Raw genomic sequence first — 18,550 nt, 5'->3', positions numbered from 1 at the left:
CGACTCATTCGCTGGCGGGCTCTTCCATCGATTGGCGATAACGGTCCAGCGCCTCGCTGAAGTCCTTGATGAACTCCGGCGTGCTGAGCCAGCGCTGGGCCGCCTCGCGGTCCATGTCATCGACCCACATGCGGTAGTCCACCAGCATGTCGGCGGCCAGGTTGGTGGCAGCCATGCTTTCGTTTTCGGCGTTCTTAAGGTCCAGCAGGCCTGGACGCTCGATGATCATTTCGCTGACGTTCGCCAGCAGCGTGTCGAGCATTTCGCTACGGCTGACGGCCTCGGCCTCGCGCAGTTTGACGAACAACTCCTGCACGTAGACTGGCGGCTGGGCGGTGGCATGCGCCGGATCGCCGTACATGGGGATGGATTTACGTCCGGTCATGCGCAGCTGCTTGGCTTTGTCTTTGGCGCGCTTGGCGCGTTTTTGCTGTTTGTTCAGTGAGGCCATTGGGCTTCGGTTTCCAGTTCGTTAGGGGACGGTGCCCGGCTCAATTGATTTTTGGCACGGTGAAGCGGAATTCGCTGCCCTTGCCTGGTTGGCTTTCGGCGAGCAGTTTACCGCCATGGGCCTGCACAATCCCCTTGGAAATGTACAACCCAAGGCCGGTACCGTTCGGGTTGCCTTCCTTGCTGGTCCAGTATCGATCGAACACATGAGGCAATTGCTCTGGCGCGATACCTTCGCCGGTGTCCCGGACGCAGAATACGATTTCATCGCCCACGGACATTGCGCTGATGCCCACGGACCCTTGATGCGGCGTGAACTTGATGGCATTGCCGATCAAATTGGACAGCACCTGGAATATCCGCTCGGGATCGGCGTTGATTCTCAGGTTGGGTTCGGCGTGGAAAGAGATATCGATAGTCTTGGCAGAGGCCAGCGGCGTCAGCAGCGAGCACGCGTCCTCGAATATCTGGCTGACGTCCATCGGCTGGGGATGGATGGTGTAGCGCCCAGCGTCGATGCGCGAAGTATCCAGCAGGTCTTCCAATAGCGCATTCATCCGGCTGGCGGCCTGCTGCATGGTGTCGATGGCTGAGGCAATTCGCTTTGAACTGTGGGAGCCGTCGGAGCTGAAGGCCTTTTGCATCATGCCGCAAAGCATGGAAATGACCGTCATCGGATTGCGCAAGTCATGGGATACGACCGCCACCAGTTCATCGCGCGCCTGCACCGCCTGGCGCTCCTTGCTGACTTGCCGGGCGAGATCATTTTCCAAGCCTGAGCGACGCAGGTCATTGGCGGCGAACAGGTCGCCATGACTCCATTTGGCGCTAATCCCGGCCATCTCGACTTTCCAGATTTCGAACGATGTGCGTGGTTGCAGGCGCAGCCCGGTCTCACCGTTTTCCAGGTCGAGGGGTTTTTGTGGGTCGCCGCTCCAATGAATGGTCTGCTTCACTTCGGGACGAAACCACAGCACGCCGTTGTCCACAGGTTTGGGCAGGTGGATGGCCAGCACACCGCTCGCGACGTCTTGATAAGCCTTGGCCGGGGCGAAAACGCTGCCCAGGTTGTGGTGGGAAAACACCGGTTGGCCTGTCTCCATTATCCACTTGTGCAATTCACGGATCTGCTCAGGTTCCGGGCATTGGCCGTGGCGATGCAGTTTATTGTTTTCGAAGATCGCGACGCCGTGGGCGCCGGTGAGACCTATCAGTCGTTGCGGTTCGCGAGACAAACCGTCGAAGACGTTGTCGTAGGATTCGGCCATGACGGTAGCGAGGGCCTGGAGATCTTCCAACTTGGCGTCCCGTTGGCGGGACAGCGCAAGGGCTTCCATCGCGCTGATCTGCAGTGACAAGATCTGGCCGATGTTCTGGCAGGCCATGCGCATTTCGTGCGGCACATGCAGCGGCTGGCGATTGCCGCAACTGATCAGCCCCCACAGTCGTTCACCTTCCATCAGCGAAATGCTCATGGACGACAATACGCCCATGTTCTTCATGTATTGGCGGTGGATCGGCGAGACGCTGCGCAGCGTGGAAAAACTCAGGTCCAACGGCGCCTGTGTGTCGGGGCGCAGCTCGGGCACCAGCGGTACCGGCGTGTAATCGGCGTTGGGGATGATGCGCAACCAGTTGGTGCGATACAGCTCCCGCGCCTGTTCGGGGATGTCCGACGCTGGGAAAAACAGCCCTTTGTAGAGCTCCATCGAAGGCGCGCAGGCTTCGGCAATGACCTGTCCGTGGCCTTCTTCCTCGAAGCGATAGATCAACACGCGGTCGTAGCCGGTCATGGCCTGGATTTCCCGCACGCTGATTTCGTACAGGGCTTGAAGTGTTTCCGCGCTTTGCAGGCGCTGCAGCATACGGCCCAGGTTGGCCTCGCCGCTGACGCCTTCGGGACGGTAATCGCTCAGGTGTTGTTCCAATTCAACGATCAAGGCGCCTTGATGACGGTGGATCAGCGCGTCAAAGCGCTGTTGGTTTACGACGACTTCAAGGGGGGCGTTGTCCGTTTCGGCATCGGTGCGACAAGCGTCCAGCAGGACTGCCGCCTGTTCTTGCCCAAACAGTGTGCCCAATGTTTGTCCCAGTAACCCGTGGGGCGCGTGCCCCATCAATAGCTCTGCGTTGGCGCTGACCTGTCGAATCACGAAGTCAGGTTCGGACAGCATCAGCAGCACACCATGAGGCTGGATGGCGCCGGGGAAGCGAATCGGCTCGTCTGCACAATTGGCCAGCAACTCTTCGAAGGCTTCTTTGTGTTCCGGGTTCATAACAGGACCTCCTGACTGTCCAGCCAGCATTCAAAGCAGATAAAAGTCGCCTTGGCGGCGTGTGTGGCTTCGAGCATCTGGCTGTCGCCGAGGTTCCGGTCGGCCAGGTATTGAAGGAAATCTTTCCAACGCCGGCCGGTGAGGTCGCCATAAACGTTTAGGAACGCTGCGCCGCTGGATGCGTCCAGGCCAAGCTGCTCGGCCACTCTGCGCCGCAGAATCTGCCCACCCAGCGTTGCGCCTTCCAGAACGTAGGAAACGCCGAGTGCCGCTGCCGGTGAGTTGATCTGCGGCAGGAGCTCGCAGGTGGGCAATGTATCGACCGTCGCTTCGTCCAGGCCTAATGCCATGAGATCTGCCCGCAACACCGGCAGCTTGATGCGTAGGGATTGATCCAGCCCGGTCGGCGTGTGCGCCAGAGCGTGAAGCAGTTGTTCCAGCGGCTTATAAAAGCCGTGATAGGCCGCCATCAACCGTCGGTACCACCCAAGGTCCAGGCGCTCGGAAAAAAATGGCAGGCGTTTCTCCAAGGCAACGTGCAGCTCCGCGGTTTCGGTCCGCAGGGCCTGGATGAGCGAGGAAGCGGGAGCGGCCGATGAAAACATGCAGGATAGAGCTCTTCGAATGAAGCGTTGCAGAAAAAAAGCGCATCAATCTTACACAGATTTCTTGGGCGGACGGTCGCCAATTGCTGGCTTTGTCGCGTCAGTTGTCTGGCTTGGTTGCCGTTCTTCAAGCCGTGCGCGCTCGCGATCGAGCTCTTTGCGCAGCTCTTCTTCGGTGGGAAGCACTAGTTTGTACTGGCTGGCGAACAGTTGTTCATTGCCCTGCAACACCGAGTAACGCACCACGGATTCATCCTTCTGGGCGCAGAGAATGATGCCTACGGTGGGTTTGTCGTCGGGGCCGCGCTTGAGGTCATCGTAGAGGCGCACATACATGTCCATCTGGCCGATGTCCTGGTGGGTCAGCTCACCACGCTTGAGGTCGACGATGACAAAGCACTTGAGCACATAGTTATAGAAAACCAGGTCGAGGTAGAAATCTTTGCTTTCGGTGCTGATGCGCTGTTGACGGGCTATGAAGGCGAAGCCTTTCCCCAATTCAAGGAGGAAGCCCTGCAGTTGATTGATCAGGGCTTGTTCAAGGTCGGTTTCCTGCAATATGCCGGCGTTTGGCAGCCCTAGAAACTCAAGGACCACCGGGTCCCTGACTATGTCTCTAGGACCAAGATCAAGTTTCTCGATATTGGTAAAAGCTTCCTGCTCCACGGCAGGCCGGTCGCGGCTTGCCAGGAGGCGTTCGTAATAGAAGGTGCCGATTTGACGTTCCAGTGCTCGGGTCGACCAGTTTTGGGCGGCGGCTTCGTTCATATACCAATGGCGGGCACTATCTTTTTCGACGCGGAGCAGCGTGCGATAGTGGGTCCAGCTCAATTCGTGACGCAGTGCGTCACACATTGGAAACGTCTGATAGAAAAGTCGCATATAGCGCAGGTTAGAAGCGTCAAACCCTTTCCCAAACCGCGCCGTAAGCACCTTCGCCAAAGACGGTAGCAGCCGTGCTCCGTAAGCCGCCCGTTCGGCACCGCCTTGCTCGAATTCGACGATGTGTCGACCGATCTGCCAGCAGGTCTGTACCTGGAGCGTATCGACGGCACGCAGAACTTTCTGGCGTGCCTGGCGGATCAACTCGCCCAGGTCATTGATCAAGGGGGCGAGCTGTGGATCATCTTGGGGCAGCGTTGGCGTCATCGAAATGTCCGGTCGTGGAAGGGAGTGGACCAGAGCATGCTGCAAAGGAAGTTTCGATGATGCCGGACGGCGCTGATAGGTTGGGGGGAAAAATACCTGGTTTATGCAGGATGGGTATGACGCCGTTGCATGTTGGTTGACTTTGGCTTGTAGGAACTCTCCCCCCAAGCTGTCAGCCATCGCAAGCCCGACGTGACGTCAGGCTTATCCTTGCGCCAGCGCCTGGGATGCAGCCACATAATCAGCCTGGAACTGCTTGCTCTCGACCCAGTCCAGTGCGGTCTGCTCGTCGACACCCTTGGTCATCTGGCGATACTCGATCAGGGCCGTAATGATGAAGTCAGTGGCGCCTTCCTCGCCTTCCTGTTCCAGCACCAACTCCAGCAGCGGATGCCCCAGGAAGGCCGTGCACATGGCCTGCTGGCTGGTCTTTTCCGCAGCGCTCATGAGCTGGAACAGGTCCGATAAATCCACGGTTTCCAGGTCGATGCGCTCATCGTTCGGGTCGAGGAAGTGCTCAGGCGCAGCGGCGCGTTGAATCCTGTTTTGCTTGGCTTTCGCCTTGGCGCGCTGGTTTCGCTTCTGTTGTTTGTTGACCGATGCCATGGGTCGGTTCCTTGCTGGAAAATAAGGCCGTCTATCCTACAGCTTCAAGGTGATCGCTTCGATCTCAATCCACCACGAACAAGGTGGCGCCAAGAGAGGTTGAAGAGCGATGGGGCTCGGCCTTGTCAGCCACCTGATAGCTCATGCCTGGCTTGAGCAAGAATTGTCGGCCGTCTTCGAGTTCAGTGTTCAATTCACCCTTGAGGCAAAACAGGATGTGGCCCTTGGTGCACCAATGGTCAGCCAGATAACCCGCCGTGTATTCCACCATTCGCACCCGAATGCTGCCGAAATGCTGCGTGCGCCAGTAGGCGGTTCCGGTAATGCCTTGGTGTTCGGTGGGCTCGATGGTTGACCAGTCGGTGGTGCCGAAGGGGATGCCGGTGATGTCCATGACGACTCGTTTGCAGGAGTAGGGGAGCGGACGAATGTAGCTGAGTCGACAAGGCACAGGAAGAAATCCCGGCCAATAAAAAACCCCGATCAATTTCTTGATCGAGGTTTTCGGTATTTGGTGCCCAGAGACGGAATCGAACCGCCGACACGGGGATTTTCAATCCCCTGCTCTACCGACTGAGCTATCTGGGCAACGGGGCGCATTAAACGGGTTTTTCAGGGGGGCGTCAAGCAAGTTATCAAAAAATATTTAACTATTACCGTCGCTTACGATCCGCTCCCGCTCCGGACAGCTTATTCGGACGGCGGCACGTAGCCTTCGGCCTTGGCGTATTCTTCGCCCGAAAAGAACTTTTCCATTTCGCCCTGGAGATACTTTCGGTCCTCGGCGTTCATCATGTTCAAGCGTTTTTCATTGATCAGCAGCGTCTGGTGTTTTTGCCAGTCGCCCCAGGCCTTGGCCGAGACGTTGTCGTAGATGTCCTGGCCCTTGGCGCCGGGAAATGGGGCACGCTCCAGGCCTTCCAGTTGTTCTTTGTACTTGCGGCACATGATGGTGCGGGTCATTGCGATTCTCCTGCGTTCAATACGGCGGCCGCGCGTGCGAGCAAGGTTTTGACCGGAGCGGCGAGGCCCAGGCGCGGCGGGGTGGCGAGGTTATACCAGAGCCAGTCGGCCTCGGCCACGTGGTGGCCGGTTTGCTGGACCCGGACCAGCCAGGGTTCGATTGCCAACTGGAAGTGACTGAAGGTGTGCACCAGGTTCGGCATTTCCTGCTGCTGGCCCAGCTCCAACGCGTGTTGCGATGCCAGGTGTTGCAGATCATCCAGGTCGTCGAGTTCCGGCAGGCTCCACAAGCCACCCCACAAACCAGTGGAAGGGCGACGGTAAAGCAAGATAGCCCCTTCGCGGTTGGCCAGCATTGGCATCAAGGTGCGTTTCTTGGGTACTTCCTTGCGCGGCTTGGGAATTGGATAGCGGGTTTCCAGGCCCAGCATGTGCGCCTCGCAGCCTTGCTTCAGCGGGCAGAGCAGGCAACTGGGTTTGCTGCGGGTACAGAGCGTGGCGCCCAGGTCCATCATCGCCTGGGTGTAGGCGTTGACCCGATCTTGCGGTGTGAAACGCTCGGCGGCGGCCCACAGCTGTTTCGCAACCTTCGGCTCACCCGGGTAGCCTTCCTGGGCCGTGAAGCGCGCCAGCACTCGCTTGACATTGCCATCGAGGATCGGCGCCCGCAGGCCCATGCTGATGCTGGCAATCGCACCTGCGGTCGAGAGACCGATCCCGGGCAGTTCGGTAAGCTTCTCAACGTCCCGCGGAAATTCGCCGCCATATTGCTCGACGACGATCTTCGCGGTTTTCTGCAGGTTGCGTGCGCGAGTGTAGTAACCCAGTCCGGTCCACAGGTGCAGCACCTCATCCTCCGGCGCGGCAGCGAGGGCCTGGACCGTGGGCAGGGCAGCCATGAACCGGTCGAAGTAGTTGAGCACGGTGCTGACTTGGGTCTGTTGCAACATGATTTCCGAAACCCACACCCGATAAGGGTTGATGCCCTGTTGCCAGGGCAAGTCGTGGCGTCCGTGGCGGTCGAACCAGTCCAGTACCGCGATGGAGAACTGCTCAGATGTCATCGCTTGAACAGCCCCTTGAGCGCGTCTTTCAGCTCGGGACTGACCTTGTCGCCCAGCTTCTCGTCGATTTTGTCGCCGAGGCGGTCGCCGGCCAGTTTCGCTGCGACTTTGCCCAGGCCATCGTTGTCCAGTCGACAGGCCTTCGCACCCAGCTCCAGCGGGCCGCGGCAGCGCAACGGCCATTCGACGTCGACGTAGCGCTCGTTGACTTGGCAGGCTGGATCGGGCATGTCGCTCTTGTCGCCTTCGACGATGACGCCGACGCGGTAGTCCATGCCCAGCACTCGCAGGTCGATATCGCCGTTGCCGTTGACGGTCATGCCGGGAATGCGCACTTTCAGGTCCGGGTTGCTTGCAACGCCGTTGTTGAAAGTGAGATTGCCGTTGAGCTGCTGGAATGGCGTGTCCTTGCCTCGCGGTTCGCCACTGAGGGACTTGCGGTTCAGCGTGGCGATGCCTTTGCACAGTTGCTGTTCAAGGTTGGCGTTGAGCAGCATGCCATCGTTGATGACGAACCCGGCTGTGCCGTTGAGGCTGTCGATCAGGGCTTTCTGGCTGTTGCCGCTGGCGGTGACGGCGCTGTTGAGCGTCACCAGGCCCTTGACGGGGGGATTCTTGCCCTGGCTTTCGATGATTTTTTCCGCCGGCACGCGATTGATGCGGGTTTGCAGGCTCAGCTGCGGCGTGGGCTGGCGTACGTCCAGGGTGCCCTTGGCTTCGAAGTTGCCGTTGTACAGATCGCCACGCAGGTTTTCCAAGGTCAGCAGGCCGCCTTGGCCGGTAGCCTTGAGGGCGGCATTCTGGATGGGCAGCTTGTCGAGGGTCAGCAGGCCGAAAGTCAGGTCGGCATCGACGTCCAGCTTGCTCAGGCGCTCCACCGGAAAGAGCCGGTCGTTGCTCCAGGCGCCTTGGGTCGGGGCGTTGGGCAACGGTGTGCTGCCGGCGCCGGCCATGGCGCTGGCCTCGGTGTTGCTGACCTCGGCCTCGCGGGCGGCCTTGGAGCTGTCGGCTTCGGCGGATTTTGGCGGCAGGTAGCGATCGACATTGAACGTGTCGGCCTTGAGCTGGGCACGCAGGGATTGCTTGGCGATATCCTCCACGGCTACGCGGCCGCTGAAATGGCTGTCGTCGATCTTGAAGTTGATGTCGTTGAGCTCGATGGTTGTTGGCGTGGCTGCAATGCGGCTTGCCAGTTCGACTTTGCTCAGGCTGCCTTCCGCCATGGCCGGCAGTGTCTGGCCGATGCTGTCGACGAACTTCGCCAAGTCGAACTGGGCGATCGAAATTCCACCGTTCAGTTGCGGTGTTTTGTCGAGGTCGTTGACTTTCAACTCGCCCAAGGCACGCAATTGATTGACGGACAGCTTGATGCCGGTCCATTCGGCGACGTTTGCAGCTTTATCGAGGAAGAGTTGCCCTTGTGCCGCGAAGCTCACGGTCTTGCCCTGCAGTGGATCGCCAGTGGCTTCGCCGGAAAGCTTCAGGTCTTCGAATCGATAGCGCTGCAAGGCACGTTCGAAGCGCAGCTCGCCAGTGACCTCGGTGCGCACGCGTACGGCGGGCTGGTTGCTGGACAGGAACGCCGTAAGGGTGACCGGGATGTTGGTGGAGTCATGGACCGGGCCGGTGCTCAGTTGGATGCTTTCGGCGGTGAACTGCTTGCCGGTCTGCTCGTCGGTGTATTCCACCCGGGCGTTGTTCACGGTCAGGCTGTCGATGTCCAGGCGGGTTGGCTGGGCCGGTTTCTCTGCCGGTGTGCTGGCAGGTGGAGTGGGTTGCTCGACCGGAGCCGGGGTGCCCGTGGTTGACGCCGAGGCGGGCGCCTTGCCGATGTCTTCCCAATTGCCGTGACCGTTCTTGTCGCGGTTCAGACGCAGGTTCAAGCCTTCGACGCGGACATCGCTCATCTGCACCTCGCGGCGCAGCAGCGGCATTACCCGGACCGACAGCCCGAGCATTTGCAGGTCCGCGAAAGGTTGCGTAGGGCTGGCCAGGGTGGCGACGCTGGCGTCATGCAATTCCAGGCCCAGCCATGGGAACAGGCTCCAGCCAATGTCCCCATTGAGTGTCAGCTCGATGTGGGCTTTGTCACGGGCTATCTGGCGGATCTCTTCTTTATAGTCGTTGGGATCGAAGAGGTGGGTCAGGGCAAAGCCCAGGGCCACAATGATCAGCAACAGCCCGAGAAGTACCAGACCCAGGATTTTGCCGAACGCTTTCATGGGCGAATCCTTGTAGGTTGAGTTCAAATTTTGCCCGGGAGTATAACGTCCCGGGTTGCTGGCGCGTTGGCTGATCCGTCTTGCGGCAGACTTACTGCGCGTGGACAGGCGTCAGCGGATATCCAAGGTCAATTTCAGTTTCGCCGCCAATGCCTGCGCCTCCAGATGTCCTGCCGGTGCCAAAAGCCGAAGCTCTGCTTCATCTTGCTGGGCCATCCTTCGCGCTTCGCTCACCATTCGCTCGCCGACGCCACGGCGACGAGTGACGTTTCGCACGCACATTTGAGACAAGTACCAAGCGCCCTGGTGCCGTTGCAGGCGCGCGGCGCCGAGCAGTCGATCGTTGAAGCGCGCGGCGATCAACGTGCCGTCGTCCAGGCAACGGTCGATCAGTTGTGCGGCGTCGCTGAAAGGTTCGAACAGCCAGGCCGGGGCGTCCCGGTAGATTTTCTGCAGGTCTTGCAGGTCCTGGGCAGTGGGGGCATTCAGGTGCTCGACAACGATGGGCATGGAAATTCCTGAAAAATAAATGAATTCTGCCCTACAGAAAGCGAGCAGAGGCGCGATAAGACGAGTAACAGAAAAAAGGTGATAGCACTTTGGCTTTTCTGTCACGAGCAAATGGTAACCTTTGTCAGTTCGCCCGTCCTTCTGTGACGTGATGTCGCACTAAAATGGAGCTTCACCACAAAATACAGCCGTGCCTGCGTGCAATGGAGGCTGAGGGTGATGCATGGCTGGCGAACCATTCCAATAACTGGGGGATTCACAATGAGCACGAGCATCACGGCAGGCGGCGTTGCCGACCAGCCAGCGTTCCTCTCCAAGGAACGCATCATCGCCAAGCCGGGCTTCAACCGGTGGCTGGTTCCACCGGCCGCATTGGCCATTCACCTCTGCATCGGCATGGCCTACGGCTTTTCGGTGTTCTGGTTGCCACTGTCCAAGGCCTTGGGTGTCACCAAGCCGGTGGCCTGTGCACCGGACATGAGCTTCATCGCGCAAATCTTCTCGTCCCAATGCGACTGGCCGATCTCGATGCTCGGCTGGATCTACACGCTGTTCTTCATCTTCCTGGGTTGCTCGGCAGCCATCTGGGGTGGCTGGCTTGAACACGCCGGGCCACGCAAGGCTGGCGTTGTATCAGCATTGTGCTGGTGCGGTGGCTTGCTGATTTCCGCGTTGGGTATCTATACCCACCAGATCTGGCTGATGTGGGTCGGCTCTGGTGTCATCGGCGGTATCGGCCTGGGCCTGGGCTACATTTCCCCGGTCTCGACCCTGATCAAGTGGTTCCCGGACAAGCGCGGCATGGCGACCGGCATGGCGATCATGGGTTTTGGCGGTGGCGCGATGGTGGGTGCTCCACTGGCTGCGGCGCTGATGAGCCATTTCGCTTCGCCAACTGAAGTGGGCGTATGGCAGAGCTTCCTGGTCATGGCCGCGATCTACTTCGTGTTCATGATCGGTGGCGCCCTGTCGTACCGCGTTCCGCCGACCGGCTGGAAGCCTGAAGGCTGGGCGCCGGCGCCGAAAAAAGCCGCGAACGCAATGATCACCCATCGCCACGTTCACGTGAACACTGCCTGGAAAACCCCGCAGTTCCGTCTGGTATGGCTGGTGCTGTGCCTGAACGTATCTGCCGGTATCGGCATCATCGGCATGGCATCGCCACTGTTGCAGGAAGTGTTCGGCGGCAAATTGCTCGGCAATGACCTACCTTTCGGTCAGCTGGACGCTGCGCAACTGGGCCAGATCGCGGCCATCGCGGCCGGTTTCACTGGCCTGCTGAGCCTGTTCAACATCGGCGGCCGGTTCTTCTGGGCATCCTGCTCGGATTACCTGGGCCGTAAAAACACCTATTTCGTGTTCTTCGCCCTGGGCTTTGCCCTGTACGCGCTGATCCCGAACCTCGGTCACCTGGGCAGCGTCGCGCTGTTCGTGGCGGCGTTCTGCATCATCCTGTCGATGTACGGCGGCGGTTTCGCCACTGTGCCGGCCTACCTGGCGGACCTGTTCGGTACGCAAATGGTCGGTGCCATCCACGGTCGCCTGCTGACCGCGTGGGCGGCGGCAGGCGTGCTGGGTCCGGTACTGGTGAACTACCTGCGTGAATATCAGTTGAGCATCGGCGTTGAACGCGCCGCGGCCTATGACATCACCCTGTATATCCTCGCCGGCCTGCTGGTACTGGGCTTCCTGTGCAACCTGATGGTTCGCCCGGTCGCCGACAAATACTTCATGACCGACGCCGAACTGGCCGCCGAACAGGCGCTGGGCCATGACAAGGGCGCCGACAGCACCACTTCGCTGGAATGGAAAGCCGCACCGGGCACCAAGCCCCTGGCGATTGCCGCCTGGCTGGTGGTGGGCATTCCGTTGGCGTGGGGTGTGTGGGTGACGTTGCAGAAGACAGCGGTGTTGTTCCGCTAAGACAGTTGCCCTGACCATAACGTCAGGGCAACCCTTGTGGGGGCGGGCTTGCTCGCGATAACGGAGTTTCAGTCGACATCAGTCTGCTGGCCCCCGTTATCGGGAGCGAGCTCCGCTCCCACAGTCGTTTTGGGCGATGGCATAAACCTGTATGGACATGTCTAACGCCGACGGCACCGAATTCAGCCCGTCACCGATGTCACCTCTTGTGTTTCTGTTTGCCGCTCGCGCCCCTATAATGGCTGCCTTTTTCGCCCAATGATTTTGCGGAGCTGGTGATGGCCGAACGTAAGGCGTCTGTCGAGCGCGACACTCTGGAAACCCAGATCAAAGCCTCGATCAACCTGGATGGCACCGGAAAGGCCCGATTTGATATCGGCGTGCCTTTTCTTGAGCACATGCTCGACCAGATCGCCCGTCACGGGCTGATCGACCTGGACATCGTCAGCAAGGGCGACCTGCATATCGACGACCACCACACGGTGGAAGATGTCGGTATCACTTTGGGCCAGGCCTTTACCAAGGCCATCGGCGACAAGAAGGGCATCCGCCGCTATGGCCATGCCTACGTGCCGCTCGATGAGGCGCTGTCGCGCGTGGTCATCGACTTCTCCGGCCGCCCTGGCCTGCAAATGCACGTGCCGTACACCCGCGCTACCGTCGGCGGCTTCGACGTTGACCTGTTCCAGGAATTTTTCCAGGGCTTCGTCAACCATGCCAACGTGACCCTGCACATCGACAACCTGCGCGGGCACAACACCCACCACCAGATCGAAACCGTGTTCAAGGCGTTCGGCCGCGCGCTGCGCATGGCCGTCGAGCTCGATGACCGCATGGCCGGCCAGATGCCTTCCACCAAGGGCGTCCTGTAATGCAGACGGTCGCGGTTATCGACTACGGCATGGGCAACCTGCATTCGGTGGCCAAGGCCCTCGAGCACGTGGGCGCCGGCAAGGTGCTGATCACCAGCGATGCCGACGTGATTCGCGAAGCCGACCGGGTGGTGTTCCCCGGCGTTGGTGCGATTCGCGATTGCATGGCCGAAATTCGTCGCCTGGGCTTCGACAAGCTGGTGCACGAAGTCAGCCAGGACCGTCCGTTCCTCGGCATCTGCGTGGGCATGCAAGCCTTGCTCGAGCGCAGCGAAGAGAATGATGGTGTCGATTGCATCTCCCTGTTCCCGGGCCAGGTGAAGTTCTTTGGCAAGGGTTTGCATGAAGACGGCGAGCATTTGAAAGTCCCGCACATGGGCTGGAACGAAGTGAAACAGGCGGTTGATCATCCGCTGTGGCACAACATTCCGGACCTGGCGCGCTTCTATTTCGTGCACAGCTACTACATCGCCGCCGGCAGTGCGCGGCAGGTGGTGGGCAGCGGCCACTATGGCATCGATTTCGCCGCGGCCCTGGCCGATGGTTCGCGCTTCGCCGTGCAGTTCCACCCGGAGAAGAGCCATACCCATGGTCTGCAACTGTTGCAGAACTTCGCGGCATGGGACGGGCGCTGGTAATGGCGCGCAAGAAACCGCCAATCCTCACCCTCACGCCCGAGCAGGAGAGTGAGGCGAACCGCAAGATCCAGCGGTTCATGGAGGAGCGTTTCGAGCTGGACCTGGGTTCATTCGAAGCGGCGGAAATTCTTGACCTGTTTACCCGCGAAATTGCTCCGCACTATTACAACAGGGCGATTTTCGATGTGCAGACGCACCTTAAAGAAAGGTTCGAAAGCATTGAAAGCGACTTGTGGGCGCTTGAGAAGAATTAGAGCAGCGGCAAGCTTCAAGCTTGAAGCTGCAAGTATTGAAACGCGTGCCTGCTTGCCGCTTATGGCTTGCAGCTTGCAGCTCTTTGACGAAGGAAAAGCATGCTAATTATCCCCGCTATCGATCTCAAGGACGGCGCTTGCGTACGTCTGCGTCAGGGCCGCATGGAAGACTCCACGGTGTTTTCCGATGACCCGGTGAGCATGGCCGCCAAGTGGGTGGAGGGCGGCTGCCGTCGCCTGCATCTGGTCGACCTGAACGGCGCCTTCGAAGGGCAGCCGGTCAATGGCGAAGTGGTCACGGCCATTGCCAAGCGTTACCCGAACCTGCCGATCCAAATCGGCGGCGGCATTCGCTCGCTGGAAACCATCGAGCACTACGTCAAGGCCGGCGTGAGCTATGTGATTATCGGCACCAAGGCTGTGAAAGACCCGGCCTTCGTCGCCGAGGCCTGCCGCGCCTTCCCGGGCAAGGTCATCGTCGGCCTCGACGCCAAGGACGGTTTTGTCGCCACCGACGGCTGGGCTGAAGTCAGTACCGTGCAGGTGATCGACCTGGCCAAGCGTTTCGAAGCCGACGGCGTGTCCGCCATCGTCTACACCGATATTGCCAAAGACGGCATGATGCAGGGCTGCAATGTCCCGTTCACCGCTGCCCTGGCCGCCGCCACCAAGATCCCGGTGATCGCCTCTGGCGGCATCCACAACTTGGGCGACATCAAGGCACTGCTCGACGCCAAGGCGCCAGGCATCATCGGTGCGATCACGGGCCGCGCGATTTATGAGGGCACGCTGGATGTGGCAGAAGCCCAAGCTTTATGTGATGGCTATGCGGCCAGCTCTAAGCAATAAGCCGCAAGCTGCAAGTTGAAGCGCGACCGCATCCGCTTTTTCTTGCAGCTTGAAGCTTGCAACTCGAGGACTAACCATGGCATTAGCAAAACGCATCATTCCCTGCCTCGATGTGGACAACGGTCGGGTGGTCAAGGGCGTCAAGTTCGAGAACATCCGTGATGCCGGCGACCCGGTGGAAATCGCCCGCCGCTACGACGAGCAAGGTGCGGACGAGATTACCTTCCTCGACATCACGGCCAGCGTCGATGGTCGCGACACCACGTTGCATACCGTCGAGCGCATGGCCAGCCAGGTGTTCATCCCGCTGACCGTGGGCGGTGGCGTACGCACCGTGCAGGACATCCGCAACCTGCTCAATGCCGGCGCGGACAAGGTGTCGATCAACACCGCGGCGGTGTTCAACCCGGAATTCGTCGGCGAGGCGGCCCAGCGCTTCGGTTCGCAGTGCATCGTCGTGGCCATTGATGCGAAGAAGGTCTCCGGCCCGGGCGAAACCCCGCGCTGGGAGATCTTCACTCACGGCGGGCGCAAACCCACAGGCCTCGACGCTGTTGAATGGGCGAAGAAGATGGAAGGCCTGGGTGCCGGTGAAATCCTGCTGACCAGCATGGACCAGGACGGCATGAAAAACGGCTTCGACCTAGGTGTGACTCGCGCCATCAGCGATGCCTTGGGCATCCCGGTGATCGCTTCCGGCGGCGTCGGCAACCTGCAACACCTGGCCGACGGCATCCTGGAAGGCCATGCCAGTGCAGTGCTGGCGGCGAGCATTTTCCACTTTGGCGAATACACCGTGCCGGAAGCCAAGGCATATATGGCCCAGCGCGGTATTGTCATTCGATAGGTTCAATGCTCGGTCTGTAAGCTATAGAGAGGCTGCGATGTGGAGGCGCTCAGCAGATCGATCCTTGGTTCCGACTCGTTTCCCGAGCGGTCGCGAGCGACGCTGCAAAACTTGATTGGCAAGGGTGTACCTGCCATTTCGACAAACAAGGTTGGGGCGAAGTTGTATCCCTCCTTCTTTGAACAATCCGTTGTATCCGGTGGGCCGAATTTATAGACGTAGATTCGGTCCGGCTCTTCGTTGCCTGCAAGACTCACCGTAAGTCCTTGGAACGATAGCGCGGGTTTCGTTGCCGGCGCGCCACCGAGGATTTGCACGGGAAGCGAAAGCGCATTGCTCATCAGCCCGATTGAAGGGCGCTGAGCGGGTGAATCAACGCCGATAATGCAAAGAAAGTAATACCCCGGCTCGGTGCCGATGGGTGTGTCGATAAACGCATCTTTGGCGCCTTGAGCATTTTTAGCATTTATCGCACCGCTGTATTTGCGGGGCTTTTCGCAATCTTTAGCGGTGCGAACAGTTGCGTAGCGATAAAAGGGGGTATCGATGGAGAAGCGATAGTCCCATGTCGGTGTTTCGAGGGTTCCGTCCTCGTGCCTGTTGGGTTTTTGAAGTTTTGTTGGTTTATCCTGATCAGCGCTGATGATTGTAAATGCTGGAAAGAGCGCGCAGGACAGTGTTCCGTGATCGATCAGGCGGCCTTGTTCGAAACAGTCATTGAGGAACCCCGTTGGAATTCCGAACACATCTCCAGGCGTGGCCCTATAAACGCCGTCGATCGGCGTGCACGGCGCATTGGTGCGGCAGGTGGAGCTAAGGTCTTGCGCCTTGAGCGTTATATTCACAATGCCAACTATCTCGTTGGAATGACGGTCAAGAACCGGGCCCCCGGAACTGCCGCCAGCGATGTCCTTACAGCGAGTCATCAAAGTGCTACGCCATACCCATCGGTTGGCTACCACCTCTTTAGCGGGTTGCAAGGTACAGGCCGCCATGCGCAATGTTGACGCAAATGTCTCTTGGTTGAAGAAGCCGCGCGGAGCGGTCACGGTCAATACATCTGTTCCGCTGGCCGGCAGTTGTCGGGCCAGTTTCAAGGGCTGTACTCCGTCCTGGATCAGTGTTTGAAGAGTGTCTTCCAATTCGATGATTGCCAGATCCACGCCGTGCATGCTCCGCCAGGCTACTGTTTTCATGGTGTAGTCTTTGGTAGCGGTGTCACTGAACAAGTTGAATCGCAAGACACCCCACTCAGGTCGATCGGTCACGATGTTGCCGTAGGTGAGTTCAATGCAATGTCCAGCGGTAAGCACGTAGGCGGGGGTGTGGCCGGTTACGGAGGCGTCTCGGGTGTCAAGCAGCGTTGCGGTGCAATTATGTGTGGTCAATCGTCCGATGCCTGTCCAGTGGTTACGAGTCCCGTCAGCATTTTCCAAAAGTATTGAGTCCGTGAAGTTCTGCAGGTGTTCTCCGTAGTCCTTGCTATGTGCAGTGCCATGAATGGCAATCGAGCACAGCGCGCCAAACAAGAAAAGAGCGGTTGTTTTCATCGTGCGGTACCTGTGAACAGTTGAATAGAGCCGGCGTTGGCCGGCGCAGTCAATTAATCAGGTACGGTCGAATGCCTGGCGGTAACTAATTACCTCATCCGAGATGACGCTCGGTTCTATGCTGAACGGTTTTATGTCGGCGTAGCGAGGGGCGGTAGACAGGGGCGCGGGCCCAAGGCACTCTTGGGCATGCCATGGAATCCGGTAGCCAGACATGCTCAGACGCTTTTTCGTTGTACTCGCCAGCGCACTTCTTTTATTCGCTGCTACCGCGCAGGCGCAAGACCGGCGGGATGTCGGCCTGGTGTTGCTGACGGAGAACTTTCCGCCTTACAACATGGCGAAGAACGGCAAGAACTTCGCCCAGGACGAAAACATCCATGGCATCGCCGTGGATATTGTCCGCGAGATATTCAAGCGTGCCGACATTACTTATAGCCTCACGCTGCGCTTCCCCTGGGAGCGCATTTATAAACTCGCCCTGGAAAATCCTGGCTACGGTGTGTTTGTCATGGCGCGGTTACCGGAGCGCGAAAAGCTATTCAAATGGGTCGGCCCCATTGGTCCGGACGATTGGATCATGCTCGCCAAGGCCGACAGCAAGATCGCCCTCGACTCGTTGGAGCAGGCGCGCCAATACAGGATCGGCGCCTACAAGGGTGATGCGATTGCCGAAACATTGGCCAAGCAGGGGCTCAAGCCAATTGTCGTGCTGCGCGATCAGGACAACGCTAAAAAGCTGGTCAACGGCCAGATCGATCTGTGGGCCACCGGCGATCCAGCCGGTCGTTACCTGGCGCGTCAGGAGGGGGTAAACGATCTCAAGACGGTGCTGCGATTCAACAGCGCCGAGCTGTACCTGGCGTTGAACAAGGACGTACCGGACGAGGTTGTTGCCCGGTTGCAGAAGGCCTTGGATGAACTGCGCAAGGAAGGCGCGGTGGATGCGATCATGGCGCGGTATCTCTGAGGGGGGCGTCAGCCTCGCTGGCTACCGATAAACCCCATCTTTCCCATGCCCAACCATCGCCCGGTTACTGCGCAGGCTGATCATTGACTTGATGTCGATCCATTCGATGCCTTGGGCCTTGAGCTTGGGCAGTTCGCGTTCGAGCACGGCCAGGGTCTGGGGGTAGGGATGGCCGATCATCACGGCCGAGCCTTGCCGGCGGGCCAAGTCGATGGCGATTTGCAGTTGCTGGGCGATGGCGGCTTCGGTGCGTTCGTCATCCAGGAACACATCCCGCGACACACTGGCCAGGCCGATCTTTTGCGCTTCGGCGGCGGCGACTGTCCGGGCGCTGGTGCGGCTGTCGATGAAGAACTTGTGTCGTTGCTGCAAGTTCGCCATCAACCACGCCATGGCTTGGGGCTGGGCGGTCATGCGACTGCCCATGTGGTTGTTGATTCCGCTGGTGTAGGGCACGGCTGCGAATGCGGCGTCGAGGCGCTTGCCCAGTTCTTCGATGGGTAGCTCCGGATGCCAGGCGAATGGCCCGGTGGCCGGGTCCATGGGCATGTGCAGCATGACCAGCTTGCCGGCGCGATGGGCTTCGCGGGCGAATTCGGCGGCGTGGGGCGTGTCGGGCATGATCGCGGCGGTGACCGGACCGGGGAGGGTCAGAACCCGGCGATCCCGGGGCAGGTTTTGCCCCAGGTCGTCGATGATCAAGCTCAGATACGCTTTGTGCGGCGAGGAGGTTGTGGCAGGGGCCGCGTTAACGGCTCCCGCCAGCAGGCACAGCAGGACGAAGGTAAACCGCAGGCCCATC

At 59.4% G+C, this 18,550-nt stretch carries 19 protein-coding genes and 1 tRNA gene; 7 read left to right on the top strand and 13 right to left on the bottom strand.

Features of this window, described 5'->3' with window-relative positions; translation table 11 throughout:
* Positions 1-4: 4 nt before the first annotated feature.
* The 11 genes from J3P82_RS24355 to panM all read right to left on the bottom strand — a co-directional run bounded on the left by J3P82_RS24355 (position 5) and on the right by panM (position 9,845).
* Positions 5-451 (bottom strand): hypothetical protein, encoded by a 447-nt coding sequence (locus J3P82_RS24355; RefSeq protein WP_434559216.1) that lies wholly within the window; start codon positions 449-451, stop codon positions 5-7.
* A gap of 40 nt (positions 452-491) precedes the next feature.
* Entirely contained in the window at positions 492-2,726 is a 2,235-nt protein-coding gene (locus J3P82_RS24350) for an ATP-binding protein (RefSeq protein WP_434559214.1), read from the bottom strand.
* Positions 2,723-3,331, bottom strand: a complete 609-nt coding sequence (locus J3P82_RS24345) for a biliverdin-producing heme oxygenase (RefSeq protein ID WP_434559212.1) — start codon at positions 3,329-3,331, stop codon at positions 2,723-2,725. The genes J3P82_RS24350 and J3P82_RS24345 overlap by 4 nt, the downstream gene beginning before the upstream one ends.
* 51 nt (positions 3,332-3,382) lie before the next feature.
* Positions 3,383-4,480, bottom strand: coding sequence for a PDDEXK nuclease domain-containing protein (locus J3P82_RS24340; protein ID WP_434559210.1), 1,098 nt, complete (start codon positions 4,478-4,480; stop codon positions 3,383-3,385).
* Between the two features lie 204 nt (positions 4,481-4,684).
* A complete protein-coding gene (locus J3P82_RS24335) occupies positions 4,685-5,086 on the bottom strand; it encodes a hypothetical protein (RefSeq protein WP_434559208.1) in 402 nt (133 codons plus the stop codon).
* Positions 5,087-5,150: 64 nt separating this feature from the next.
* The gene (locus tag J3P82_RS24330; protein WP_434559206.1) at positions 5,151-5,480 is read right to left on the bottom strand and encodes a DHCW motif cupin fold protein; all 330 of its coding nucleotides are present in this window, start codon (positions 5,478-5,480) and stop codon (positions 5,151-5,153) included.
* Between the two features lie 118 nt (positions 5,481-5,598).
* Positions 5,599-5,674, bottom strand: a tRNA-Phe gene (locus J3P82_RS24325).
* 102 nt (positions 5,675-5,776) lie between these two features.
* Positions 5,777-6,049 carry an oxidative damage protection protein gene (locus J3P82_RS24320; protein WP_030141485.1) on the bottom strand — a complete coding sequence of 91 codons (273 nt, stop codon included), beginning with the start codon at positions 6,047-6,049 and terminating at the stop codon, positions 5,777-5,779.
* Entirely contained in the window at positions 6,046-7,113 is a 1,068-nt protein-coding gene (gene mutY, locus J3P82_RS24315) for an A/G-specific adenine glycosylase (protein ID WP_434559204.1), read from the bottom strand. Before mutY ends, J3P82_RS24320 begins: the two co-directional genes overlap by 4 nt.
* The gene (locus J3P82_RS24310; RefSeq protein WP_434559202.1) at positions 7,110-9,335 is read right to left on the bottom strand and encodes an AsmA family protein; all 2,226 of its coding nucleotides are present in this window, start codon (positions 9,333-9,335) and stop codon (positions 7,110-7,112) included. Before J3P82_RS24310 ends, mutY begins: the two co-directional genes overlap by 4 nt.
* A 111-nt stretch (positions 9,336-9,446) precedes the next feature.
* Positions 9,447-9,845, bottom strand: coding sequence for an aspartate 1-decarboxylase autocleavage activator PanM (gene panM / locus J3P82_RS24305; RefSeq protein WP_434559200.1), 399 nt, complete (start codon positions 9,843-9,845; stop codon positions 9,447-9,449).
* A gap of 261 nt (positions 9,846-10,106) precedes the next feature.
* Between panM and J3P82_RS24300 the strand changes: the two genes are divergently transcribed.
* From J3P82_RS24300 to hisF, 6 genes are all read left to right on the top strand, one after another.
* Positions 10,107-11,768, top strand: coding sequence for an OFA family MFS transporter (locus tag J3P82_RS24300; RefSeq protein ID WP_434559198.1), 1,662 nt, complete (start codon positions 10,107-10,109; stop codon positions 11,766-11,768).
* A gap of 278 nt (positions 11,769-12,046) precedes the next feature.
* Entirely contained in the window at positions 12,047-12,640 is a 594-nt protein-coding gene (hisB, locus tag J3P82_RS24295) for an imidazoleglycerol-phosphate dehydratase HisB (protein ID WP_003186751.1), read from the top strand.
* A complete protein-coding gene (gene hisH / locus J3P82_RS24290; RefSeq protein WP_434559196.1) occupies positions 12,640-13,278 on the top strand; it encodes an imidazole glycerol phosphate synthase subunit HisH in 639 nt (212 codons plus the stop codon). The genes hisB and hisH overlap by 1 nt, the downstream gene beginning before the upstream one ends.
* On the top strand, positions 13,278-13,532 hold the full coding sequence (locus J3P82_RS24285; protein ID WP_003186749.1) for a DUF2164 domain-containing protein: 255 nt from the start codon (positions 13,278-13,280) through the stop codon (positions 13,530-13,532). Before hisH ends, J3P82_RS24285 begins: the two co-directional genes overlap by 1 nt.
* A gap of 99 nt (positions 13,533-13,631) precedes the next feature.
* The gene (gene hisA, locus J3P82_RS24280) at positions 13,632-14,381 is read left to right on the top strand and encodes a 1-(5-phosphoribosyl)-5-[(5-phosphoribosylamino)methylideneamino]imidazole-4-carboxamide isomerase (RefSeq protein ID WP_434559194.1); all 750 of its coding nucleotides are present in this window, start codon (positions 13,632-13,634) and stop codon (positions 14,379-14,381) included.
* A gap of 76 nt (positions 14,382-14,457) precedes the next feature.
* Positions 14,458-15,228, top strand: coding sequence for an imidazole glycerol phosphate synthase subunit HisF (hisF, locus tag J3P82_RS24275; RefSeq protein ID WP_047226901.1), 771 nt, complete (start codon positions 14,458-14,460; stop codon positions 15,226-15,228).
* 2 nt (positions 15,229-15,230) lie between these two features.
* Here the strand turns inward: hisF and J3P82_RS24270 are convergent, their stop codons facing one another.
* The gene (locus J3P82_RS24270; protein WP_434559192.1) at positions 15,231-16,778 is read right to left on the bottom strand and encodes a trypsin-like serine peptidase; all 1,548 of its coding nucleotides are present in this window, start codon (positions 16,776-16,778) and stop codon (positions 15,231-15,233) included.
* Between the two features lie 214 nt (positions 16,779-16,992).
* Here J3P82_RS24270 and J3P82_RS24265 point away from each other — a divergent pair, with 214 nt between their 5' ends.
* Positions 16,993-17,748, top strand: coding sequence for a substrate-binding periplasmic protein (locus J3P82_RS24265; protein WP_434559190.1), 756 nt, complete (start codon positions 16,993-16,995; stop codon positions 17,746-17,748).
* A gap of 21 nt (positions 17,749-17,769) precedes the next feature.
* Here J3P82_RS24265 and J3P82_RS24260 read toward each other — a convergent pair whose 3' ends face one another.
* On the bottom strand, positions 17,770-18,549 hold the full coding sequence (locus J3P82_RS24260; protein WP_434559188.1) for a divergent polysaccharide deacetylase family protein: 780 nt from the start codon (positions 18,547-18,549) through the stop codon (positions 17,770-17,772).
* Position 18,550: the final 1 nt, after the last annotated feature.

This window comes from Pseudomonas sp. Z4-20, assembly GCF_051131955.1.
Lineage (GTDB): Bacteria > Pseudomonadota > Gammaproteobacteria > Pseudomonadales > Pseudomonadaceae > Aquipseudomonas > Aquipseudomonas marvdashtae.
The sequence above is the reverse complement of the archived record's forward strand: the minus strand, read 5'-3'. Positions and strand labels throughout refer to the sequence as shown.

Coding starts and splice junctions, on each gene's coding strand:
- J3P82_RS24355 (WP_434559216.1), bottom strand. CDS start 451: ATGGCCTCACTGAACAAACAGCAAAAACGCGCCAAGCGCGCCAAAGAC.
- J3P82_RS24260 (WP_434559188.1), bottom strand. CDS start 18,549: ATGGGCCTGCGGTTTACCTTCGTCCTGCTGTGCCTGCTGGCGGGAGCC.
- hisH (WP_434559196.1), top strand. CDS start 12,640: ATGCAGACGGTCGCGGTTATCGACTACGGCATGGGCAACCTGCATTCG.
- J3P82_RS24320 (WP_030141485.1), bottom strand. CDS start 6,049: ATGACCCGCACCATCATGTGCCGCAAGTACAAAGAACAACTGGAAGGC.
- panM (WP_434559200.1), bottom strand. CDS start 9,845: ATGCCCATCGTTGTCGAGCACCTGAATGCCCCCACTGCCCAGGACCTG.
- J3P82_RS24330 (WP_434559206.1), bottom strand. CDS start 5,480: ATGGACATCACCGGCATCCCCTTCGGCACCACCGACTGGTCAACCATC.
- J3P82_RS24340 (WP_434559210.1), bottom strand. CDS start 4,480: ATGACGCCAACGCTGCCCCAAGATGATCCACAGCTCGCCCCCTTGATC.
- J3P82_RS24335 (WP_434559208.1), bottom strand. CDS start 5,086: ATGGCATCGGTCAACAAACAACAGAAGCGAAACCAGCGCGCCAAGGCG.
- hisA (WP_434559194.1), top strand. CDS start 13,632: ATGCTAATTATCCCCGCTATCGATCTCAAGGACGGCGCTTGCGTACGT.
- hisB (WP_003186751.1), top strand. CDS start 12,047: ATGGCCGAACGTAAGGCGTCTGTCGAGCGCGACACTCTGGAAACCCAG.
- hisF (WP_047226901.1), top strand. CDS start 14,458: ATGGCATTAGCAAAACGCATCATTCCCTGCCTCGATGTGGACAACGGT.
- J3P82_RS24345 (WP_434559212.1), bottom strand. CDS start 3,331: ATGTTTTCATCGGCCGCTCCCGCTTCCTCGCTCATCCAGGCCCTGCGG.
- J3P82_RS24300 (WP_434559198.1), top strand. CDS start 10,107: ATGAGCACGAGCATCACGGCAGGCGGCGTTGCCGACCAGCCAGCGTTC.
- J3P82_RS24285 (WP_003186749.1), top strand. CDS start 13,278: ATGGCGCGCAAGAAACCGCCAATCCTCACCCTCACGCCCGAGCAGGAG.
- J3P82_RS24270 (WP_434559192.1), bottom strand. CDS start 16,778: ATGAAAACAACCGCTCTTTTCTTGTTTGGCGCGCTGTGCTCGATTGCC.
- J3P82_RS24265 (WP_434559190.1), top strand. CDS start 16,993: ATGCTCAGACGCTTTTTCGTTGTACTCGCCAGCGCACTTCTTTTATTC.
- mutY (WP_434559204.1), bottom strand. CDS start 7,113: ATGACATCTGAGCAGTTCTCCATCGCGGTACTGGACTGGTTCGACCGC.
- J3P82_RS24350 (WP_434559214.1), bottom strand. CDS start 2,726: ATGAACCCGGAACACAAAGAAGCCTTCGAAGAGTTGCTGGCCAATTGT.
- J3P82_RS24310 (WP_434559202.1), bottom strand. CDS start 9,335: ATGAAAGCGTTCGGCAAAATCCTGGGTCTGGTACTTCTCGGGCTGTTG.